This is a genomic window from Verrucomicrobiota bacterium (assembly GCA_019247695.1).
GTDB lineage: Bacteria > Verrucomicrobiota > Verrucomicrobiia > Chthoniobacterales > JAFAMB01 > JAFBAP01.
In genome coordinates this window covers 36,622-57,501 of the sequence record JAFBAP010000022.1, presented here as the reverse complement: position 1 = coordinate 57,501, position 20,880 = coordinate 36,622, and the positions used below count along the sequence as shown (strand labels likewise).

Below are 20,880 nucleotides of genomic sequence, written 5' to 3'. Positions count from 1 at the left end.
CGATGGAGGTCCTCGTTCAAGCTCATCGCAATGCCCAGCAACCCTTCCTGGGTTGCGCTGTGTGCATCCACGATGCCTTTGACTTGCCCCAGGTGCATCACCATGATCCGGTCCGACACTTCGAGCACTTCCTCCATTTCCGACGAGATGTAGATGATGGATAACCCCTGCTTCGTCAGTTCCCGCAGGAAGGACTGAATTTCGAATTTAGCCCTCACGTCGATGCCCCTCGTCGGTTCATCGAGAATCAAGATGCGGCACTGTTTCAGCAGCCATCGGGCAATAATGACTTTCTGCTGGTTACCCCCGCTTAAATTCCTGATGGGTGTTTCGGTGCGTGACGTCTTGATGCCGATGCGCGTGATGTAGTCCTTCGTGCTTTTAACCATCCGGCGCCGGCTCAAACCGTAAAAATTTCTAAACCGCTCAAAGCCGGCAATGCAAAGATTTTCCCGCACGCTCAGGATGGGAAAAATTCCTTCTTTCTTCCGCTCCTCCGGGAGGTAGACGAGGCCGCTCTTGATCGCGTCGGCAGGACCGCGATGAACCACTTCTTTACCATCAATGAAAACCTGCCCCCGATCCGCCTTCGTCAGACCGAAGATGCACTTGCCCACTTCCGTTCGTCCGGATCCGATCAGGCCTGACACCCCAAGGATTTCGCCCCGCCGGAGTTCGAAGCTGACGTTGTCGAACTCGCGTTTCCGGCTGAGTCCCTCGACGCTCAAGACGATTTCGCTTGTTTTCGCGTCCTTCACCCCCGACCGCAGATCGGCCTTCGTGAATTGCCGGCCCGCCATGTGGCGGACCATTTCGTCCTTGTTCGTCCGGCGCGGGTCGAGCTCCGTGATGTACGCCCCGTCACGGAGGACCGAAATGCGGTCCCCGTACTCAAGGATCTCATCGAGGCGGTGGGAGATGTAAAAGATGGCTCCGCCCCGTTCGCGGAAACGTGAGATGAACCCGAAAAGACTTTTGGCTTCGCGATCGGTCAGTGCCGCTGTCGGTTCGTCGAAAATCAGGATATCCGCGCGGGTGGCCGTTGCCCGAGCGATCTGCACGAGCTGCTGAGCGGCCGCGCTTAAGTCGCCAACCTTGGTTCCCGGATCGATTCGGTCATCGATCTCGGCGAGGTGTTCCTCCGCCACGCGCCGGGTCGCCTTCCGGTCGATGCTGATGCCGGCGGTGAGCTGGTTTCCGAGCACGATGTTTTCTGCCACCGATAACTGCGGGCACAAATTCAGTTCTTGAGGTGCGATCGCGATCCCGGCGCGATGCGCATCCAGGGGGGAGCGGAAGTTCAAGATCTGGCCGTCTCGCGCGAGTTCACCGGTGTCGGGCTGCAGCTTGCCGCAGATGATGTTCATGAGCGTGCTTTTGCCCGCCCCGTTCTCACCGATGACCGCGTGGACCTGGCCGGCACGAACGTTCAAACTTACATTTTTGAGAGCCTGCGTTCCCGAGAAGCTTTTGGAGATGTTGCGGACCTCAAAAAACAGCTCCTTTTTGCTTCGGGACTCCTGCATGTCGGTCGGCTGGTTTGTTGGGTTTGCGTTCGCGCCGTCTAGGCCGGTTAGTTCTCGCGTGATTAACGCGGGCGTCAATCGTGATTGATCCGTCAACGCCCGCTTGTTGGCGCGTGCTGCTACTTGCTGGCCTGAGCCTGCCCTATCTTCTTCAGGGTGTCGGCGGTTACCATCAGGATTCCGGTATCATGATCCTGGGGAATCGTCTGGCCCCGGTTCATCGCAACCAGGTATCGCAGGGTCCAATAACCGATCTCCCATTGGCGCTGGGCCATGGTGACCAGGATCACCCCTTCCCTGACGAAATCCAGCGTCTCGGGAAGATTATCGAATCCTCCGATCAGGATCTTGCCCGCTTTGCCCGCGTTTTTAACGGCCCGCGCCGCCCCGATCGGGTTGCTGGCGTTGCAGCACAAGATGGCATTGAGGTCCGGGTGCGCCTGCAAGGCGCTCTCGGTGACCGATACCGCCTGCTCGAGGTTGTCGTTGTCAGGTTGTTCAAAAACAATCTTGATGTTCGGGTACTCCGCCAGCGCCTTCTTGAAACCTTGGACGCGCCCCTGGTGCTCGGGCGCCGTCAGGCTGCCCAACAGGATGGCCACCTTTCCCTTCCCCCCCAGCTTTTCGGCCACGTACTTTCCGCACTGGTAGCCATCGTCAGTGTCTTTGTTTCGACCGACAAACGGGTATTTCGGGCCGCCCGTGGCGTTGAACGTCAGGAGGTTGACTTTCGCTTTGAGCGCCTCGTCCAGCAACTGGGCGTTGGTAGCCGGGTCCAGACACGAAACGCACAATCCGTCCGGCTTGCGGGAGATGGCGGCCTCGATCTTCCGGTTTTCTTCATCAACATCGGCCTGGGCCGGTGCGTCCCAGATGTACTCAACGTCAATGCCTTCCTTTTTCACTTCCTGAATGCCGTACTCGACGCCCCGCTTTACTTCCTCATACCAAGGGTGAACAAGCTTCGGGATGTAAATGAAAGTCAGCTTTTTGTTGATCGGTTTCAGCGGCGCGGCTTCGGGCTGATCCGCCGCGATTGCCGCGGTACAAAAAACCAGACCCGCAACGGCGAGCAGGGGAACAATTTTTGTCGTCTTCATGATGGCATCGACTGAGTTATGATTTGTCGTCTTTCGTGTTTATCTCTTTTCTTATCCTTTTTTACAAAGCAGCGGCCGGCGCTCCGGTGCGTTGGCCGCCGCCCGGTTCTCCAGTCGCTCCGCACTCAAGACATCACCAGCCCTCCATCGACGTTGACCGCTTGGCCGGTGATGTAGGAGGCGTCGTCAGAAGCCAGAAAGCTGACCAACCCGGCGATATCTTTGGCATTACCGCCACGTTTCAGGGGAACCCCTTGAATCCATTCTTTCATCAGCTCGCCTGGCTTATAGTTGCCAAGAAGCTTCCCCCAATGTTCGTCATTGTAAGCCCACATATCAGTCTCGATAATCCCAGGGCAGATGGCGTTAACGGTGATGCCGTGAGGCGCCAACTCCTTGGCCAGGCTTTGGGTCATGCCAATGACGGCGAATTTGCTGGCCGCGTAGTGAGGGGTATAGATGAAGCCTTGCCGGCCCTGGGCCGAAGAGCTGTTGATCAGGCGTCCGGAACGTTGCTTGATCATGTATCTGGCGGCGGCTTGGCAGCAGAGAAAGACGCCCGTCGAGTTAACGGCCATCACGAAGTTCCAATCCTTTTCGGTGAGGCTTTCGAGTTGGGCAATCGTGATGACACCGGCGTTCTGGACCGAAACGTCGATGGTCCCGAACTGCGCCGCCGCCCGCTCATAAAGGCTTTCGACTTGCGCCTTGTTGGTGACGTCACATTCCACGGCCAAGGCGCCGACCCCGAAAGATTTTTTTAGCTTTTCGCCCGCTTCCTCCACCTTCGGATCCCGATCAGCCACCACAAGGTTCGCTCCCTCTTCCGCGAAGCGCTCGGCGATGCCGAACCCGATGCCGCGGCCGGCCCCGGTGACCACCACAGTCTTACCGATGAAACGTTTCATCATAAATTCAGTAGCTCAGATAAGTATAAGCAGGCAGTTATGTGCGATGGGGTGATGGCCGTCTGCTTAGGACGGCAACCGGCTTGTGCAAGTCGATCGCCGTCCCGCGCGTGGGAGGACCGACCTGCACCAAAGTCCCGCGACGACCCACAGAATCCATAGTGGCGAGCACTTTCTCATTTCCTACGCATTCAATAGCAACGTTCACCCCGGCGCGGTTTTCGTCCACATCTTCCACCCACAACTCTTTAATGGCGTGGAAACGAAGCGCTTTCATGGAATGTCCGCCGATTTGCTACGCGTGTTCATCTGGTGACCCCTATGCGGGATGTGCACGATGTTCGAATGAGGGGAATACGCGACAATAGAGATAGACGGAATCCAAAAAGATGTCAAGCCGCTATGATCCCCTCACTAAAGCCGATGAAGCAGAGCAGAAGACCTGGCGTTTGGACGTGGGCCCGGTACTTCAGCAAAAGGTTAGATTCGATATCCCGGTTGAACGCCGCCATGGTGTACTGTAAAGCGACGCGATGCCCGGCTCCGTCGAAGAGGGCGGGGTAGACGTTGTTGTTCCCTCGAATGAAACGTCAGCCGGTAACGCCTAGCCGAAACGTCCATTGGGAATTTATCTGTCATACCTGGGGATTGGTTGCCTGCTTAGGGTTACGGGGTAGCTGTATGTGAAGGTGCCTCCACGAGGATCTTGATGTGAGCGCTGTCGGGGGCCGCCAGCGCGTCAAAGCCTTGCGAGACCGCCGCGTCGAGTTTGACCTTACCGGTGATGGCCTTTTCGACGGGCAGCTTGCCGGAGGCAACGAGGCCGATCACCTTTGGCCATGCCGTGTTCTTATAGGCCCAACTGCCGCGATAGGAAAGATCTTTGGTCACGAGCTTGTGCAAGTCTATGTTTGCGGGGCGCGTGGGGAGGCCTACCTGAACCACGGTCCCGCGACGACGCACCGCATCCATGCACGTTGCGAGCGCTCTCTCGTTGCCGACGCATTCGACCGCGACGTCCACCCCGACGCCGCTCTCGGTCTGTTCCCGCACAAGCGCGGGCACGTCCTGGCTTAACGGGTCGTAAATGCCGGTGAACACGTCCCAGGAGGCCAGGAATTCGCGGCGGACCGGGTTCGGTTCCGAAAGAAAGATTTTTGATGCACCGGCTGCGGAGGCTGCCATCCCAACCAGCGCCCCGATGGGCCCACCGCCGGTGATGAGGATCGTGTCTCCGGCCTTCAGGTCCCCATTTTCAATCGCATTAACCGCGACGGCGGCCGGTTCGATCATCGCGCCCTGCTCATCGGAGACCTCGGGCGGCAGTTTGGCGACGTTGTAATCGTAGACCAGGCAGCGCTCGGCCATGCCGCCCCACGGGTAACTTAAGCCGACCACCGACAGGTTATCACTCAGATGACTCCAGCCGCGCCGGTCGAAGTAGTCTCCGCCCGGGATGACGTTGGGTTGAATGGAAACGTGATCCCCGGGGTGGACGCTTTGCACCTCGGGCCCAACCGCCTCAACCACGCCGGAAAATTCGTGCCCGAGTATCAACGGGAGGACCGCTTTTGAGAAGGGGTGGGGCTTCTGCGGGATTTGGATCGGACCGTGCAAATACTCGTGCAGGTCAGTCCCGCAAATGCCGCAATAGGAGTTTTTAACCAGAACCTGGTGAGGCCCGCATGACTTCGGATCCTCCACGTCGTCCACCCGCAAGTCTTTCCGGCCGTGAAAACGAAGCGCTTTCATATGCTTGTCCTATTACCTATTATGACCCAGATTGTATGTTGTTAAGTTGTTTGCCGTCCGTCCCGTTCTGCATGCCGACAGCCCCTGAACGTTTCAACGGACCTACCGCTGCGTAAAAGGAGTCGATCGGCGGCTTGGTTCGCCTTCCGCCGCCAGGCACCGAATCCCACTTCTGCATCCGCGTCATTCATCGGCAGGAAAATATGCGCGGGTTTGCGGCCAACAGCCGCCCCGGCTCCGCCTTGATCGAACCTAACTAACGTGGCCTTTATGCGGCGGCCATTCACGCGTGCCTGGCTGTATGCTGGTGTGTTGTTTACCTGATTTGCGTCCTGCCGGAACGAAAGATGACTCAACCGGGTGCGGGTAGCTCGTCGTACGACGTCAATCCTCCGAAAGGACCTTGACCAGGGGCTTTCTTAAGGGGGAAGGAACTCAGGGGGGAGACATTCATAAAGAGCAACTTTAGGTAAGCTTAAGCTCCGAACCTAGCTAAGATTAACGCTGCGCCTACGTCAATCGATTTTACGTTGACAGAAAAGATTTTTTCCTTCCTTTGCCCATCGCCGCGCCGCCCGTGCGGTGCGCTTCCGCGTTCAGAAGTGCATAGAACGGCACGTTGCTGCAGAGAGACGGGAGTTGTTGGCAGAGATAGTTTAGGACCACAATTCACCATTCGCCGGTATAGATGCATGGTTAGTTGACGGTGAGCTGCATAGAATGGCATGGTGCAGCATAGAACGGCACGTCCTACCTTCGAAAAACGGTCGCTTAGAGTTATCTTTGTGCTCTGGGACGTGCTGGACATCAGTCACCGTCAAGCGGGTTCGCCGCTTCCGGCCCAACAACGATCACTTTCACGCGCGCGTCGTGTAAGGCATCTGCTAAATCGGCCGGCGGCGCTTTATCCGTAATGAGCACCTGCATGCTCGCGATCGGTCCGATCCGGGCGAAGGACCTTTTGCCGAGCGTGGAAGAATCCGCCATGACGATCGTGCGTTGTGCGGCGGCGATCATTTCTGAAGCCATCAAGGCGTCTTCGGGACGGTCTGCGGTGAGCCCGTCTTTTGCCGTGATCCCGTCAACGCCGATGACCGCAGAGTCGGCGTTGATGTTCATTCCAGAAAGCATCACCGGGCCGACCGTCAGCCGCGCGTCCGGGCGGCATTTTCCCCCAAGGACGTAAACGTCGGCACTGGTCACCAGTTCGAAGGGCAGGTCGAGGCTGTTGGTGACCATCCGTATGCTCCGGCCGCCTAACGCTTCGGCACAACACCACGTGGCGGAACCGCCGCTTAAGAGGAGCGTTTCGCCGTCCTTAACGAGTTGGTGAAGGGATTGCGCAAGGGGCGTTGGTTCAAAGCGATGGCCGGGTGCTCGCGGCATAAGCTTCCGTTCTTGCGGCACCTGCGATTCGATCGCGACGGCGCCCCCGTAAGCGCGGGCAAGCCGGCCCTGACGCGCCAGAAGGTCGAGGTCCCGGCGGGCCGTATCCACGGAAATTCCAAAACGATTCGCCACCTCCCTGACCGTCAACTGACCGCGGTTGCAAAGGAGACCTAAAAGTTCAAGGTGCCGTTTGACGGGGAGCACCGGGCAGAGGCGATCCTCCGCGATCCGCAACGCGACGCCCTGAGGGGTATCGGGCTGCCGGCGGTTCCGGCGCCAGGCAGATTTCGCGGCGCAGTCGATACCGCGCGAAAGATTTTCCTCGGAACCAAGGGGGGTAATGAGCGGATCCGTATTCATTTTGTTCAAATAAATGAACTTTATTTATATCTCCGCAAGGATGCCGGAAGATAAGGTCCCGAATGATAGAGAAACTCTTGGGCATGTCAAATATTAGTTTATTTAAATGAACTTTTGTAAATCTGTCCCGGCGGGGTAACGGTTTTCGGGGTGGCTCAACGAGCCTTGGCCAGGCCGTTGCCGGGGTACAGAGGTGTCCTGCCGGGTCGTGAAAGGGGCCGGCAGACCTCGCCGGGCGGTTTGCCCAATGGGCATTTCGTGAGGGCGACCGGCAAGTTTTGTTTTTGGCCCCGGAGGGACCGGCCGGCCTCTTTGAGAACGAAGGCGGTAAATACCCAATCTCCAGGACAGCAGTTATGCCGTCCTGGAGTGATTGGTCAATTGTGCCTTCGTCACCACCGCAGATCTGCGGTGAAACGTTTCACGTTGCGGTGAGCAGGTCTGCCTTGCGTTCAGCCAGCAGGCTGCGGCAGATGCCGCCGTTAAACTCGGCGTTGCGCCGCACCCCCGCCAGCCTGCGCAGGTAGCGCGACAGCTCCCCGGCCACCAAGGCCTGCCCGTCAAGCGTCACAAAGGCCAGGCGCTCCTCCCCCCACGCCGGCCACAGCCGCCGCCAAGCAAAGGCGTACAGCGCCCGCAACCGGTCGCCCTCGGCCTCCAGCGCCAGCCCCAGCAACCCCCGCAGGCTCAGCGCCGTCAGCCCTTCGGCCCGCTGCCCCCGCTCAAGCAGGTGGCGCACCAACAATTCCTGGCGCCGCTCGAAGGATTTGCCCAGGAACTTCTGGCGCACCACCGCCAGGTCGTCGTCTGACTCGCCGGGGAAGGCCTCCCGGAAGCCTTGCTTCAAGGCCACCCCCCGGTTGATCAACCCGGCGCTGAAGTGGTCCAACAGCTTCACCGAGACGCCCTGCACCCAGCTTAAGGCCCCCACCGCGTCGCGCATGTCGCTGGCCATCAGGAAGGCAAAGTTGGGCGCGCACCAGTAGGTCGGCAGCCGAAACTCGATTGACACCTCCCCGCGTTCGCCCACCTCCAGGGCGCTGATGAATTCCAGCGAGGTGACCGATTCGTCGATCTCCGGATCGGTCACCGTCTCCAGGGCGGCCCGCACCTGCTCCACCCGGTCCTCAGGCCGATCTTTCATCCCCGGCTCCATAGGCCTTAACCCACGCCCACCCCGACGTCCTGGCCCACGGGTTCTTCGATGACCGGCAGCCCCAGCCGCGCGCACTGCTTGGCGATGTTGATGTCGTAGAGCCGGGCGGCATTTTCGCCCATGATCTTCTTTTTGACCTCCAGGCTCAGGGTGTGGTTGGCCTCGGCGGCCAGGTCCTCCGTCAACTCCAGCTCCATGAACTGCTCGATGATCCATTTGGGTTGCCAGATGGCGTAGTCGCTGCCGAACAGGATGCGGTCCGCCCCCAGCCAGTAGAGCAACTCGGTCATGATCTCGGCAAAGTAGCGCTTGCGGGTGTGGATCAGCGCGCTGGCCACCGCCAGGCCCGCATAGACGTTGGGCTCCTGGGTGGCGATCCAGCAAAAGTCGTCCAGCCGCGGCAGGCCCACGTGCTCGACGATGAAGTTGAGCTCGGGGAAGCTGCTGGCCGCGTCATCGACGTCGGCCACGTCGAAGGCGTCGCGGTTGAGCGGCAGGATCGTCGGGCCCTTGTGGACGTGAATGTTTTTGATGCCCAGCTCGATGGACTTTTGCAGGTAGCGCTGCGCCCAGGGGTCGGAGAGCTTGTAGCCCTTGGAGCTGCCGTTCCAGTCGGCGGTGTAAAGCTTGACGCCTTTGAGCTTGTAGAGTTCGGCCTCCCGTTCCAACTGCTCCAGGCCCTCTTCGCCGTTGCGCGGGTCCCACCAGCCGTTGTGGATCAGCCGGTCGGGGTGCTGCTGGGTCAGCGCCCAGTTGCGCTTGAGGTTGCCGAAGCCCTCTTTATAGAACTCCCCCAAGTAGGCCGGCTGGAAGATGGCCATGTCGGCGTAGCCGTCCTCAAAGATGTCCTTGATGAGGTCCTCTTCGCTGTAGCGCTCGAACTTGTCGCGGGGCCAGAGGTATTCCTTGGGGCTGATCTTGTGGTAGTTGTAGAAACAGTTGATGAATTCCTCGCCGTGGCGGTTGCGCTGGTTGGCCGGGCTGCCATCCCACAGGGCGATGTGGGCGTCGATGACGAAGATGTTCTCTCCGTTCTTGGTGGTAAACATATGCTGGTAAGGAGGGGGGGTGTGGGTGGGTGCGTGTGCGTACGGGTTTGGGGTTAACGGCTGGCTCAGGGCACCAGCACGGCCCGGCCTTTGACCTTGCCGGCGTGCAGGTCGTGGAGCGCCTGGTTGGCCTCGCTGAGCTTGTAATGCTTGGTGGCCAGGTGGACCTTGCCTTGATCGGCTAACTCCATGAGCTCCACCAACTCGGTGTAGGTGCCCACCAGGTTGCCGATGATGCGCTTTTCGCTGGTGATCAGGTCGAGGGTCGAAATGCGCACCTCCCCGCCGTAACCCACGACGTAGTAAGCGCCGTTGTTGCGGGTGACGGCCAGCCCGACGTTGATGGCGTTGCCTTCGCCGACGAAGTCGATGACGGCCTCGGCGCCCTTGCCGCCGGTGAGCGCCTGGATGGCCTCGACTTCATGTTCGTCGGCTTTGACGGTGTGGTGGGCCCCGCACTCTTTGGCCAGCGAGAGGGCCAGGTCGGAGCGGTCCACGGCGATGATCTCTGCGGCGCACAAGGCGCTCAAGGCCTGGATGCCGATGTGGCCCAGGCCGCCCACGCCGATGACGACGGCCTTCTGGCCGGGCAAGAGGTGGGCGGCGGCCTTTTTGGCCGCGTGGTAAGCCGTCAGGCCGGCATCGGCCTGGGGGGCGACGTCCTTGGGGGCCAGCGTCTGGGGCAGCTTGACCAGCGAGCTCCAACCGGTGCGCAACAACTCGGCGTAGCCGCCGTTGGTGTTGATGCCGGGAAACTCGCTGCCCTCGACGTGCATGTCCTGGCCGCGGCGGGCTTCCAGGGCGTGGCAGTTGGAAATGAGGGGGTGGCAGATGACCGGGTCGCCCTTCTTGAGGCCGTGGACGCTCTTGCCGACTTCCTCCACCCAGCCGGCGTTTTCGTGGCCCAGGACGTAGGGCAGCTTGACGTCGACCTTCTGGCGCCAGATGCCCTCGATGACGTGGAGGTCGGTGCGGCAGACGCCGGCGCCGCCGATGCGGACGAGCACGTCGGTGTCGTTGAGCAGCCGGGGTTCGGGCACCTCTTCCAGCTTGACGTAGTCGGGGCTGGCCAGGCTGGTGTCGTACTCGTATAACAGCGCGGCTTTCATATCAGATGTCCTTTACGGCAGCCGGAGCGGCCGATTCGTTAGTTAGTGATTCCGGGTAGAATTCCAGGAGTTCCGGGCGGCCTCTTCGTTTCAGCAGAAGAAGAACTATCTCATGCGCAGGCTGCAGAAGCCGCGAACGCAACCAGCGCGCCGGTGGAAGCCACACCGGCATGGCCTCTCCGGCCTCAGGTCGCCATCTTCGATCGCGCTGACCGGGACCACCTTACCCGGCAGGCCCTACTTGTCAGTTTGCGATGCTGGCTCGCCTTGGGCGACCTTAACCCGGGGTTTGGACAGTCGCTCACCGGTAAGGAGAGCAGTACCCCTTCCGGTTCAATGTGCGGTTCGACTTGGGTCCGGCCGGAACAAAAATCGTCGGGCCCGGATTCACACAAATCTTCGCACAACATCAGTGGGTACAAAGGAACTTGCGTTGTGAGGGAGGAACTTTCATACGGAGGAACCCTAGGCACAATTAAGAACTATGCTCAGCAAACATTCGGCATATGGCTCAGTCAATAAGTTTTGCATTCGCAACACATTTCTTTGGACAAACGCGAACGGCTCACCGGGAGACGGCACATTCTGTTCCGGCGGAACAATGAGCCCCAACGAACCGGCCGGCTGCGCGTTACACGTTTTGGGACAGGGTTCGAAGCTAGGTCCCGTGTTCGGCGGGTAACCGGCCGGACTTGACGGCTCGTTGGAGGGCCTGGTGGTCGGCCTCTGTCTGATCCGCATAGGCGCGGGCAAACCGCGCGAATGCCCGGTCGGCAGTGTCTCCTTTGCCGAGATAACCGGACAACATCGTGGCGCCGGTTGTGCGGGCGTGGCCTTTGGCAAGCAGGGCGCCGCAGATCCGACCGTAATCCATGAGCGCCGAGCCATCCATGCCCTCTACGGTGATTGCGCCCTTCATGTCGCGGAACTGCCGAACGTAATAGTCACGGTGGTCAACCGTGGTCCAGCCCAGCAACGGGTCGCTGACCGTTTGCAGGGTCTGCTGGTACTCCACCACCCGCTGGCCCTGATGCGCGTGCCACGCAGTGGCGCCGTGGACGAACTCTGCCACGCAGGAACGCCGGGCCTGTTTCATTTGCAGAAAGAGCAGGTCATGAGGCCCGTTACCCTGCAACAGCGCCACGAACGATCGAAGGCCCACACTACCGACCCCGACCACCTTCAGGGCCAGGTCGACCACGACGTACGAACTGAGCACCCGGGCCCAGTGGGGTGGGAGGGTTGTCAGATAAGCCTGGAGGCCGTCCACGAGGCATTCCTTCTCGTCATCAGACACGTGCATCACGACGGGCGGCTGGTCCACGATGTGCCGTACGCCGTCGTGTTCGGCCGTCAGCTTGGGCAGGGCCCGGTCGGTGGTTCTCCGGCGGGCCAGAGTTGCCGCCCGTTCGACTTCCGCCCGCAGTGACCAGTCCGCCATCTCCTGTCGCATGCGGTCGATGTCCATCCGCTCGAAGGAGCGGGCCAGCAGCGGTTGCCCGGCCAGCCGCTCGATTTGCCGGCGGTAAGCCGACGCGCACCAGAGCACGGCGTCCTCACAGGTGGCGTCGGCCAGACCGTTCTGCCGACCGGCTACCCAGATGCTCGTCGCCAGCCGCCAAAGATCCCATTCCCAAGGACCGGGGTGCGCCTCATCAAAATCGTTCAGATCGAACACCAGGTTGCGTTCCGGGGAGGCGTAGAAGCCGAAATTGCCGAGGTGTGCGTCGCCACAGATTACCGGCTCAATCCCGGTTCTGGGGAGATGCGCGAAGTCGTTAGTCATCAGGGCGGCCGAGCCACGCAGGAAGGCGTACGGCGACGCCAGCATCCGGCTGATCCGCACTGAGATCAGCCTCTCCAGGCGTCCCAGGTTTGATTGCTCGATGAGGTGGACCGGGTCTGGGCGGCCTTCTGCGGGTCGCCACCGGCCGAGATCACCGCGTTTTATGCGGTCTCGAAGTGCGCGCCCCGCGGCCCTTCGCTCCTCGTTGCTGGGGAGCAGGGTGCGCAGTGCGTTTGCACTCTTCGTGGGCATTACCGGAATCACGGGCACGACGGGGTCGGCCTGAGGAAGCATTTTCATGGTTGTCATCTTGGTTTACGCCTTGGACCTGCCTCCAAGCCGTATCGGTCATGCGCGTGCAAACGCGCCGTGAACGGATCTCCGGCGTGACTCCGGGCCGCTTGGTGTTTTGCCGCGCCGGATTGATTCCGATTTTCAAGGTGCGGCTGTGATTCACTGCACGATGCCCGTCAGGGTAAAAGTTTTAGAAAACGCGTGTCCAGCCTTGTAAACGAAACGTGTTTGGCCTTAGGTAAAGCTTTACATACCCCGTCACTCTACCCCCCCTCAAAGGAACAAAAATGCGCGTTACCCCCAAACATGCAGCCCTTTCAGCGCTGCTCTTTCTGTGTTCAACGTTCAATGCCCAGCTCCGAGCCGCCGAACCGGAGATTGCCGTCGTGGTCAAGATCGGCGGTATCCCATGGTTTAACGCCATGGAACAAGGCATCAAGAGAGCTGGAACCGAAGACCACGTGAAGGCTTACATGGTTGGGCCGACCACGGCTGACCCGGCTCAGCAGGTGCGTGCGGTTGAGGACCTGATCGCCAAAAGGGTGAGTGTAATCGGCGTCGTGCCGAACGACGCCAAGGCACTCGAACCGGTCTTCGACCGGGCAAAGGCGGCTGGTATTCCGGTCATCACCCACGAGTCGCCTGATCAGAAAGGCAACGTCTGGGACATCGAGATGATCGACAACAAGGAATTCGGTGAACAGCACATGAAGGATTTTGCCCAGTACATGGGGGAAGAAGGCGAGTACATCGTCTATGTCGGTTCGTTGACGGTGCCGCTGCACAACCTTTGGGCGGACGCCGCCATTGCTTACCAGAAGGAGCATTACCCTAAAATGAAGCTCGTCGCCGATCGTTACGGCGTGGCGGAAAGCGTCGACGACAGCTATCGCACCGCGTTGGACGCGATGCTGGCGCACCCTAATCTGAAGGGCATCCTGACCTTCGGCAGCCAAGGGCCCATCGGGGCGGGCCGCGCGATCAAGGAGCGCGGCAAAGAAAGCCAGATCGTGCTGGTCGGGGCCTGCTCACCCAGCCAGGGCCGGAAACTGGTGAAAGAGGGTATCATCAAGTCGGGTTACATCTGGAGCCCGATCGAAGCGGGGGCCGCGATCGTAACGGTGTCAAAGATGGTGGTGGACAAGACGCCGATCACAGACGGTATGGAGATACCCGGCCTGGGTAAGGCAAGCGTGGATCCGGAGAAACGGGTGATTCGGGTCATCAAAGTGCTCAAGATAGACAAAGACACGGTTGATAAGCTCGCCTCGTTGGGGCTCTAACGCGTTAACCAACCTACCCGTTCGTCGCGCCGGTGCCGTGGGCGCGACGAACACCCGAACATGGCGGACCTAATCAGCAGCCCCGCGCCTGAGAGCCTGCAAACCGCGCCCGGCCCCGAGTTCATCGAGATGCGGGGCATCAGCAAGCGTTTCGGCGGCGTACGGGCGTTAACCGATGTCAGTTTCTCGATTCGGGCCGCCGAAATTCATTGCCTGGCCGGCGAGAACGGCTGCGGCAAGAGCACCCTAATCAAGATCCTCTCGGGGGTGCACGCGCCCGATGAAGGCCAGATCATGCTGGAGGGCAAGGCGCACTCCCACCTGACGCCGGCCGCTTCGCAGCGCTTCGGCGTGCAGATCATCTACCAGGACCTCTCGTTGTTTCCCAACCTCTCAGTGGCCGAGAACATCGCCTTCGGCCACCACATCCCGACGCCGGTGCGCCTGGTGGACCGCCCGGCGATGCGCCGTCGGGCGCAAGCGGTCATGCAACGGCTCAAGATTGCTCTGCCGCTGGACGAGCTGGTCGGGGCGCTGCCCATCGCCACGCGCCAACTGGTGGCCATCTGCCGGGCGCTGGCCGGCGAGCAGGCGCGCCTGATCGTCATGGACGAGCCGACCGCGTCGTTGACCCACCAGGAGGTGACGGCGCTGCTGGCCACCATTCACGAACTCAAGCGTCAGGGCATCGCCACGGTGTTCGTCAGCCACCGGCTCGAGGAGGTGCTGACCATCGCCGAGCGGGTGACGGTGCTGCGCGACGGGCGCAACCTGGGCACCTATTGGGTGAGAGAACTCGACCGGCGCCGCCTGGGCGAACTGATCACCGGCCACGTGTTTGAAAGCAGCCTCAAACCCCCGTGGTCGGGCCAGGCCGCCCCGGTGCTGGAGGTGCGCGGCCTGAGCCGCGCGGGCCAGTACGCCGAGGTTGACCTGGAGTTGCGGCCCGGCGAAATCCTGGGTCTGATCGGGCGGCTGGGGGCGGGGCGCACCGAGCTGGCCCTGTCGCTGTTTGGCATGAACCCGCCCGATTCGGGCCAGATCCGGGTCGACGGCAAGCCCGTGCAGCTGCGCACCAACCGCGCGGCCATCCGCCGGAAGATCGCTTACGTGTCCGAAGACCGCCTCTCGCTGGGCCTGGTGATGCCGCAGACCATTGCCGATAACACGGTCATTTCGGTGTTGGACCGGCTCACGGGGCGGCTGGGCCTCATCGAGGGGGCGCGCCGGGCCAAGACCATCGAGCGCTGGATTTTCCAGGAACTGCGCGTCAAGACCAACACCGCCGAGCGGCCGGTGCAACAACTTTCCGGGGGCAACCAGCAGCGGGTGGTCTTGGCCAAGTGGCTGGCGACCGATCCGCGGGTGCTGATCCTGGATTCGCCCACGGTAGGGGTGGATGTCGGGGCCAAAGCGGGCATTTTCCAGGCGGTCGACGCGCTGGCCGCGCGGGGGCTGGCCATCCTGCTGATCTCCGATGAGATCGAAGAGGTGCTCTACCAGAGCCACCGCATCCTGGTCATGCGCGAGGGCCGGCTCGTGGGAGCCTACGATCCGCAGCGCGTCAGCGAGCGGGAACTCCGGGAGGTCATCTATGCCTGAGAACGGCTCCGTCTCCGGTCCCTCGGCCTCCTTGCGGACGGCATTTCGGCGCCACGACGCCCAACTGGCCGGCATCGTCATCGTGATGGCGGTCATTTTCTCGGCGGTCTCGCCCGGCTTTCTAAGCGGCAAAAACCTGGTCACCTTGCTGGAGAACTATTCGGTGATGGCGATCATGGCCTCCGGCTTGCTGGTGGTGCTCATCTCGGGGGGGATCGACATTTCGTTCGCCGCCATGGCGGCCGTCAGCCAGTACCTGGTGGCCAGCCTCCTCGTGCGTTACGGGGGCAACTGGGTCATGGCCTTTGGGCTGGCGGCCTTGTTCGGCGCGCTGCTGGGCGTCATGAATGCCCTGCTGATTTACTACCTGCGGGCCTTGCCGGTGATCGTGACCATTTCGACGATGACCTTTTACTTCGCGATGCTGATGTTTGTGACCGACGGCAAGTCCATCTACGATTTACCCGACTGGTTCACGGCGGACCTGTCGCTGGTTGGGATCCCCTTTCCGGTGGTGGTGGCGGCGATCGTGCTGCTCATCACGGCCTTGCTGCTGAGCCGGTTGTCGGTCGGGCGGCAGATTTACGGCTTGGGGGGCAACCCCGAAGCGGCCAAGCGCGTCGGCTGCAACCTGCTGGGCCTGCAGTGTTTTGTGTACGGCTACTCGGGCCTGATGGCCGGCGTGGCGGGGCTGGTTCAAGCCCACCGGGTCGAAGAGGTGGTGCCCAATGCCCTGATCGGGCGCGAGCTTGACGTGCTGGCGGCGGTGGTGCTGGGCGGGGCCAGCCTGTTGGGCGGCATTGGCACCGTCGGCGGGACGGTGCTGGGCATCGTGCTGTTGGCGATCCTGCAGAATGGCCTCACCCTGCGGGGCGTGTCGTCGTATTCGTTCGGGTTTGTCACCGGGTTGATCATCCTCATCAGCGTGAGCGCCACGGCTTACGCCGCCAAACGCCAGCAAAAACGGACCGTTCGCCATGCCCATTGAAGCCGCCACTGCCCCCGCGCCCGCCGCCCCCGCGCCCCGGCCCTCCTCCGCCCTGGGCTGGCTGGGGCGGGATCCGACCATCACGATGCTGATCGGCTTGATTGTGCTGGCGGCGGTCTTCTTCGGGGCGCTGGCCCCGGCGCGGTTCTTATCGGGCGAGACGCTTCGGGCCATGGCGTTCCAGATGCCGGAGCTCGGGATCCTGGCGCTGGCCATGATGATCCCGCTGATGAGCGGGGGCTTGAACCTGGCGATCATTGCCACGGCCAACCTGTCGGCGCTGGTGATGGCGGCGATCCTGACCAAGCTGCTCGGGCCCGCCAGCGCGCCGTCGGCGGTGGCCGGGGTCATCGCGCTGGCGCTGGTCGCGGGCCTGGCAACCTCGTTGGTGGTCGGGCTCATCACGGGGGTAATCGTCGCCTTTTTGGGCGTGCACCCCATCCTGGTGACGCTGGGCACGATGACGGCGGTCAAAGGCATCGCCGTCTACGCCACCAACGGCGGGGTCATCGGGGGGTTTCCCCCGGCGATCCTGTATTTGGGCAACGGCACGCTGGGGGGGGTGCCCGTGCCGATGGTGCTGTTTGTGGTCTGCGCGGTGGTGGTGGCGGTGCTCATGAGCCACGCGGCCTTTGGGGTGTCGGTGCGCATGATCGGCTCGAACGAGCGGGCGACGCGCTACTCGGGGGTGGCCACCGACTGGATGCTGGTGGGGGTGTACGTGGCCTCCAGCGTGCTGTGCTGGGTGGCGGCGGTGGTGATGATGGCGCGGTTTAACTCGGCGCGGGCGGGCTACGCGGAATCCTACCTGCTGATCACGATTTTGGCGGCGGTGCTGGGGGGGGTGGATCCGAACGGGGGGTTCGGCAAGGTGCTGGGGCTGTTTCTTTCGTTGGTGCTGCTTCAAATCATCTCCACGGGCTTTAATTTGCTGGGCTTCAGCCCGCACCTGACCGAAGCCATCTGGGGCGCGACGATGATTCTGGCGATTGCCATCGCGCTGGTGCGCGACCGCTGGATGGCCCGCCTCTGGTTACGCGGAACGTTGAAATGAGGCGGCAGGTGGCGTGGCTCCGGAGTTCGTGGACGGACACAGAGCCGGGAGTTAATGGGACCTTCAACCGATCATGTATGCCCACGATAAAGGAAGTCGCTGCCCTTGCCGGTGTATCGACCGCCACGGTTTCGCGGGTGATCAACCAGAACGGGTACGTGACCCAAGCCGTCCAGGACAAGGTGCGGCAAACCATGGAAGCGCTTAATTATCAACCGAGCGCTTTGGCCCGGGGGCTCCGGCGCCAGAAAACGCAGTCTATTGGTGTGCTGGTCCCGAAAGTTTCACAGCCGTTTTTCAGCCTGCTCGGTTATGCGATCGAACAGGCGCTATTCAAACAGGGGTACCGCGCTTTTTTATGCAGCGCCGAAGAAAACCCGGAAAAGGAATCGGCTTACCTCGAGATGTTGCTGCGGCAACGCGTGGACGGCATCATCCTGGTGCCGACCGGTCACAGCGTGGCCAACGTCGAACGGCTGCTGCGGACCCGGGTTCCGGTCGTGTTGGTGGACCGTGACCTTCCCGCACTCCCGGTCGACCGGGTATTGAGTGACAACCTTCAGGGTGGTTACGGGATCGGCCGCCATCTGCTCGACCTGGGGCACCGGCGGATTGCCGTCGTCGGTGCAGAACCGCACAGCGAGTCGATGGGGCGCCGGCTGTCCGGGATCAGGCGGGCGTTGGATGAAGCCGGAGTCGAACTCAGGGAGGAATGGGTGGTGATCGGTTCGGGAGAACAGTTCGGCTTGGGCCTCAGCACCGCACAAGGTGTCCTGCGTCATCGCCCTTCACCCACGGCCATCGTCGCGCTCACCGACGGGCTGGCGGTGGGCGTGCTCCATGGGGCTTGCAGGGCGGGCCTCCAGTTGCCCGATGAGTTGTCGGTGACGGGTTTTGACGACATCCCGTTGGCAGCATACGTTTCGCCGGAGCTGACCACAGTCGCTCAACCGATCACGGAAATGGGAGAGCGAACCGTGGACCGGTTATTGCAGCTCGTCCAGGCGCGCTGGGTTCGCGGCGACCAGAATCATGATTTTGAATTTGAGCCCCAAAGTGCGCTCCTTCCTACCCGCGTCGTCGTTCGAGGTTCCACTGCACCTCCCCGAGCGTCGGGCTCGACGATGGCGCGACCGTGAAAGGCCACGGATGCCACAGGCCGAAGAGGGCCACAACTGAAAAAGAGGCAGGCATTCAAAGCGCATTTCCCCACAGAACCTCGAACAAAAAGGTGCTTCACCGCAGCCGAGAGCCGGTAACCCCGGCACCTTTCAAGAGTTAATTTATGAACCCCGTCGGAATACACTTCGGTTATTGGACCCAGTATTGGGAGGTGGATCCGCTCCCGTTTATCGCGCGAGCAAAAAAATGCGGCTTTGACGTGCTCGAAGTTCGCGCCCAGAAAATCGCCCGGATGAGCACTGCGGAGCGGGACACACTCAAAGGCGCGGCAGCGAATGCCGGCATCGGGCTCACCTACAGCATCGGGATGACGGCCGATATGGACATGCTCTCGGAAGACGCCGCAATCCGCAAAAACGCGATTACGTTTCTGCACGAGGTATGCCGGGGTATGCAGCAGCTGGGGGGCACCATCATGGCCGGCATCAATTATAGTTCGTGGCCGCGCCGGCCTTTGCCGGGTGAGGATAAACAACTTCTCACTGACCGGGCGGTTGAGGGTGTGCGCGAAGCGGTCAAGGGTGCCGAAGACTGCGGCGTTTACATTTGTATCGAGGTGGTGAATCGCTTCGAGCACTTTCTTATGAACACCGCTGCTGAAGGGATCGCTTTTGTTCAACGGGTCGGGAGCCCCAACTGCAAAGTCCATCTGGATACGTTCCACCTGAACATTGAGGAAGACAGCATCGGAGGCGCCATCGTCGAAGCGGGACCCTGGTTGGGGCACTTTCACATCGGCGAAGCGAACCGGCGCCCGCCCGGGCGCGGCCGGATGCCGTGGCCGGAGATTTTCGGCGCGTTGCACCAGATTAATTATCAGGGTGCCGTGGTCATGGAGCCTTTCCTGATTCCGGGCGGCGAGGTCGGGCGGGATATCGCGGTCTATCGCTACCTGCCCGGTCACGACAAGCTCGATGAAGAAGCGACCCGTTCCGCCGAATTCGTCCGGGCGGAACAGAAGAAAGCTCAGTCGGCTCAGTCCAAAAACGAGGGCTGAAACGTAAGGTCCGGGCCAGGAACCCGGCACGGGCGGGTGATCCTCGCCGGATCATCCGCCGGCGGCCGTCACGGTTCGTGTCCGGAGATGATTTACCTGCCGGCCAAACGTGTAAGTTACCTGTATGTCGAACGTCGGTTTTATTGGTTTGGGCATCATGGGTGCGCCGATGGCGCTTAACCTTCAGAAGGGCGGTCACCACCTCTTTCTGCATAGCCGGCACGGGGTTAAAGACAGGGCTTTGCTCGACGGGGGTGGGAAGGAATGCGGTTCTCCCGCGGAAGTTGCCCAGGCGGCTGAGTTCATCATCACGATGGTCCCGGATACGCCGGACGTGGAATCGGTGTTGTTCGGCGACAATGGCGTGGCAACCACCCTTACGGCAGGGTCGCACGAGGGGCACGGAAGCGATGCGGACGGGCCGCCGCAAAAGCTGGTGATCGACATGAGTTCGATCTCGCCGCTGGCAACCAAACGGTTCGCCGCCCGGATTCGTGAACTAGGGGCGGACTACATCGATGCACCCGTTTCCGGTGGTGACGTGGGCGCCAGAAATGCGACGCTGACCATCATGGCCGGATGCAGCGAAGCCGCTTTCGCGCGCGCGCAGCCGCTATTCGAATTGATGGGCAAAAACATTACCCGCGTCGGTGAGAACGGGGACGGCCAGACCGCCAAGGTAGCCAATCAGATCATTGTTGCCCTGACGATCGAAGCCGTCTGCGAGGCACTCGTGTTCGCGTCAAAGGCCGGGGCGGATCCCGCGAAAGTCCGGCAGGCGCTGATGGGCGGGTTCGCCTCGTCGCGAATCCTGGAAGTGCATGGCGAACGTCTGCTCAAACGAAACTTCCAACCTGGATTCCGGATCGAATTGCACCAGAAAGATCTGGGGCTCGCCCTTGCAAATGCCAAAGAACTCGGGATGGCGTTGCCGAATACCGCGACGTGCCAGCAACTGTTCAACGCCTGCGCCGCGCACGGCCTTTCCAAATCGGACCATTCCGCTCTGGTTCACGCGATCGAATTGCTGGCAGATCACGAGATCGGTGCGGGCACAACGTAAGAGTTCACACGGTCACACGGCGGGCACAGCGTAAGAGTTCACACGGCGAACACGGCGGACCACGGCGACCACGGCGGGAAGAGGGGGGAAGGAGTTCGGAGTTCGGAGTTCGGAGTTCGGAGTTCGGAGTTCGGAGTTCGGAGTTCGGAGTTCGGAGTTCGGAGTTCGGAGCGGCATCCTGGGGGGTGGGTGCGAGTGTCAACCTTAGAGTTGCCGCCAGGTATCGGGCCCGCCGGGCCCGCTTAATCTGTGTTAATCTGTGGACGCTTTTCTCTTTTCTGC

General features: G+C 61.3%; 16 protein-coding genes. 7 read left to right on the top strand and 9 right to left on the bottom strand.

Annotated features, from left to right (window positions below; all coding sequences use genetic code 11):
- From JO015_02605 to JO015_02565, 9 genes are all read right to left on the bottom strand, one after another.
- On the bottom strand, positions 1-1,526 hold a 1,526-nt coding region (locus tag JO015_02605), incomplete at its 3' end, for a sugar ABC transporter ATP-binding protein (protein MBV9997982.1).
- Positions 1,527-1,645: 119 nt separating this feature from the next.
- The gene (locus tag JO015_02600) at positions 1,646-2,626 is read right to left on the bottom strand and encodes a substrate-binding domain-containing protein (GenBank protein ID MBV9997981.1); all 981 of its coding nucleotides are present in this window, start codon (positions 2,624-2,626) and stop codon (positions 1,646-1,648) included.
- Between the two features lie 125 nt (positions 2,627-2,751).
- The gene (locus JO015_02595; protein MBV9997980.1) at positions 2,752-3,534 is read right to left on the bottom strand and encodes an SDR family oxidoreductase; all 783 of its coding nucleotides are present in this window, start codon (positions 3,532-3,534) and stop codon (positions 2,752-2,754) included.
- Positions 3,535-4,200: 666 nt separating this feature from the next.
- Positions 4,201-5,286, bottom strand: coding sequence for a 2,3-butanediol dehydrogenase (locus tag JO015_02590; GenBank protein MBV9997979.1), 1,086 nt, complete (start codon positions 5,284-5,286; stop codon positions 4,201-4,203).
- 807 nt (positions 5,287-6,093) lie between these two features.
- Complete coding sequence (locus JO015_02585) at positions 6,094-7,035, bottom strand: DeoR/GlpR transcriptional regulator (protein MBV9997978.1); 942 nt, start codon at positions 7,033-7,035, stop codon at positions 6,094-6,096.
- Positions 7,036-7,456: 421 nt separating this feature from the next.
- Positions 7,457-8,179: an iron-sulfur cluster assembly protein gene (locus JO015_02580; protein ID MBV9997977.1), complete on the bottom strand. Its 723-nt coding sequence runs from the start codon at positions 8,177-8,179 to the stop codon at positions 7,457-7,459.
- A gap of 17 nt (positions 8,180-8,196) precedes the next feature.
- Complete coding sequence (locus JO015_02575; protein ID MBV9997976.1) at positions 8,197-9,240, bottom strand: amidohydrolase; 1,044 nt, start codon at positions 9,238-9,240, stop codon at positions 8,197-8,199.
- Between the two features lie 65 nt (positions 9,241-9,305).
- On the bottom strand, positions 9,306-10,349 hold the full coding sequence (locus tag JO015_02570; GenBank protein MBV9997975.1) for an NAD(P)-dependent alcohol dehydrogenase: 1,044 nt from the start codon (positions 10,347-10,349) through the stop codon (positions 9,306-9,308).
- A 658-nt stretch (positions 10,350-11,007) separates the two neighbouring features.
- Complete coding sequence (locus JO015_02565; protein MBV9997974.1) at positions 11,008-12,429, bottom strand: DUF2252 domain-containing protein; 1,422 nt, start codon at positions 12,427-12,429, stop codon at positions 11,008-11,010.
- A 287-nt stretch (positions 12,430-12,716) separates the two neighbouring features.
- Between JO015_02565 and JO015_02560 the strand changes: the two genes are divergently transcribed.
- The 7 genes from JO015_02560 to JO015_02530 all read left to right on the top strand — a co-directional run bounded on the left by JO015_02560 (position 12,717) and on the right by JO015_02530 (position 20,598).
- A complete protein-coding gene (locus JO015_02560) occupies positions 12,717-13,712 on the top strand; it encodes an autoinducer 2 ABC transporter substrate-binding protein (protein ID MBV9997973.1) in 996 nt (331 codons plus the stop codon).
- A gap of 60 nt (positions 13,713-13,772) precedes the next feature.
- Positions 13,773-15,314, top strand: coding sequence for a sugar ABC transporter ATP-binding protein (locus JO015_02555; protein ID MBV9997972.1), 1,542 nt, complete (start codon positions 13,773-13,775; stop codon positions 15,312-15,314).
- Positions 15,307-16,302 carry an ABC transporter permease gene (locus tag JO015_02550; protein MBV9997971.1) on the top strand — a complete coding sequence of 332 codons (996 nt, stop codon included), beginning with the start codon at positions 15,307-15,309 and terminating at the stop codon, positions 16,300-16,302. Before JO015_02555 ends, JO015_02550 begins: the two co-directional genes overlap by 8 nt.
- An 85-nt stretch (positions 16,303-16,387) precedes the next feature.
- On the top strand, positions 16,388-17,356 hold the full coding sequence (locus JO015_02545) for an ABC transporter permease (protein ID MBV9997970.1): 969 nt from the start codon (positions 16,388-16,390) through the stop codon (positions 17,354-17,356).
- A 77-nt stretch (positions 17,357-17,433) separates the two neighbouring features.
- Positions 17,434-18,495, top strand: coding sequence for a LacI family DNA-binding transcriptional regulator (locus JO015_02540; GenBank protein ID MBV9997969.1), 1,062 nt, complete (start codon positions 17,434-17,436; stop codon positions 18,493-18,495).
- Between the two features lie 146 nt (positions 18,496-18,641).
- A complete protein-coding gene (locus JO015_02535) occupies positions 18,642-19,535 on the top strand; it encodes a sugar phosphate isomerase/epimerase (GenBank protein MBV9997968.1) in 894 nt (297 codons plus the stop codon).
- 124 nt (positions 19,536-19,659) lie between these two features.
- The gene (locus JO015_02530) at positions 19,660-20,598 is read left to right on the top strand and encodes a 2-hydroxy-3-oxopropionate reductase (GenBank protein MBV9997967.1); all 939 of its coding nucleotides are present in this window, start codon (positions 19,660-19,662) and stop codon (positions 20,596-20,598) included.
- The last annotated feature ends 282 nt before the right edge of the window (positions 20,599-20,880 follow it).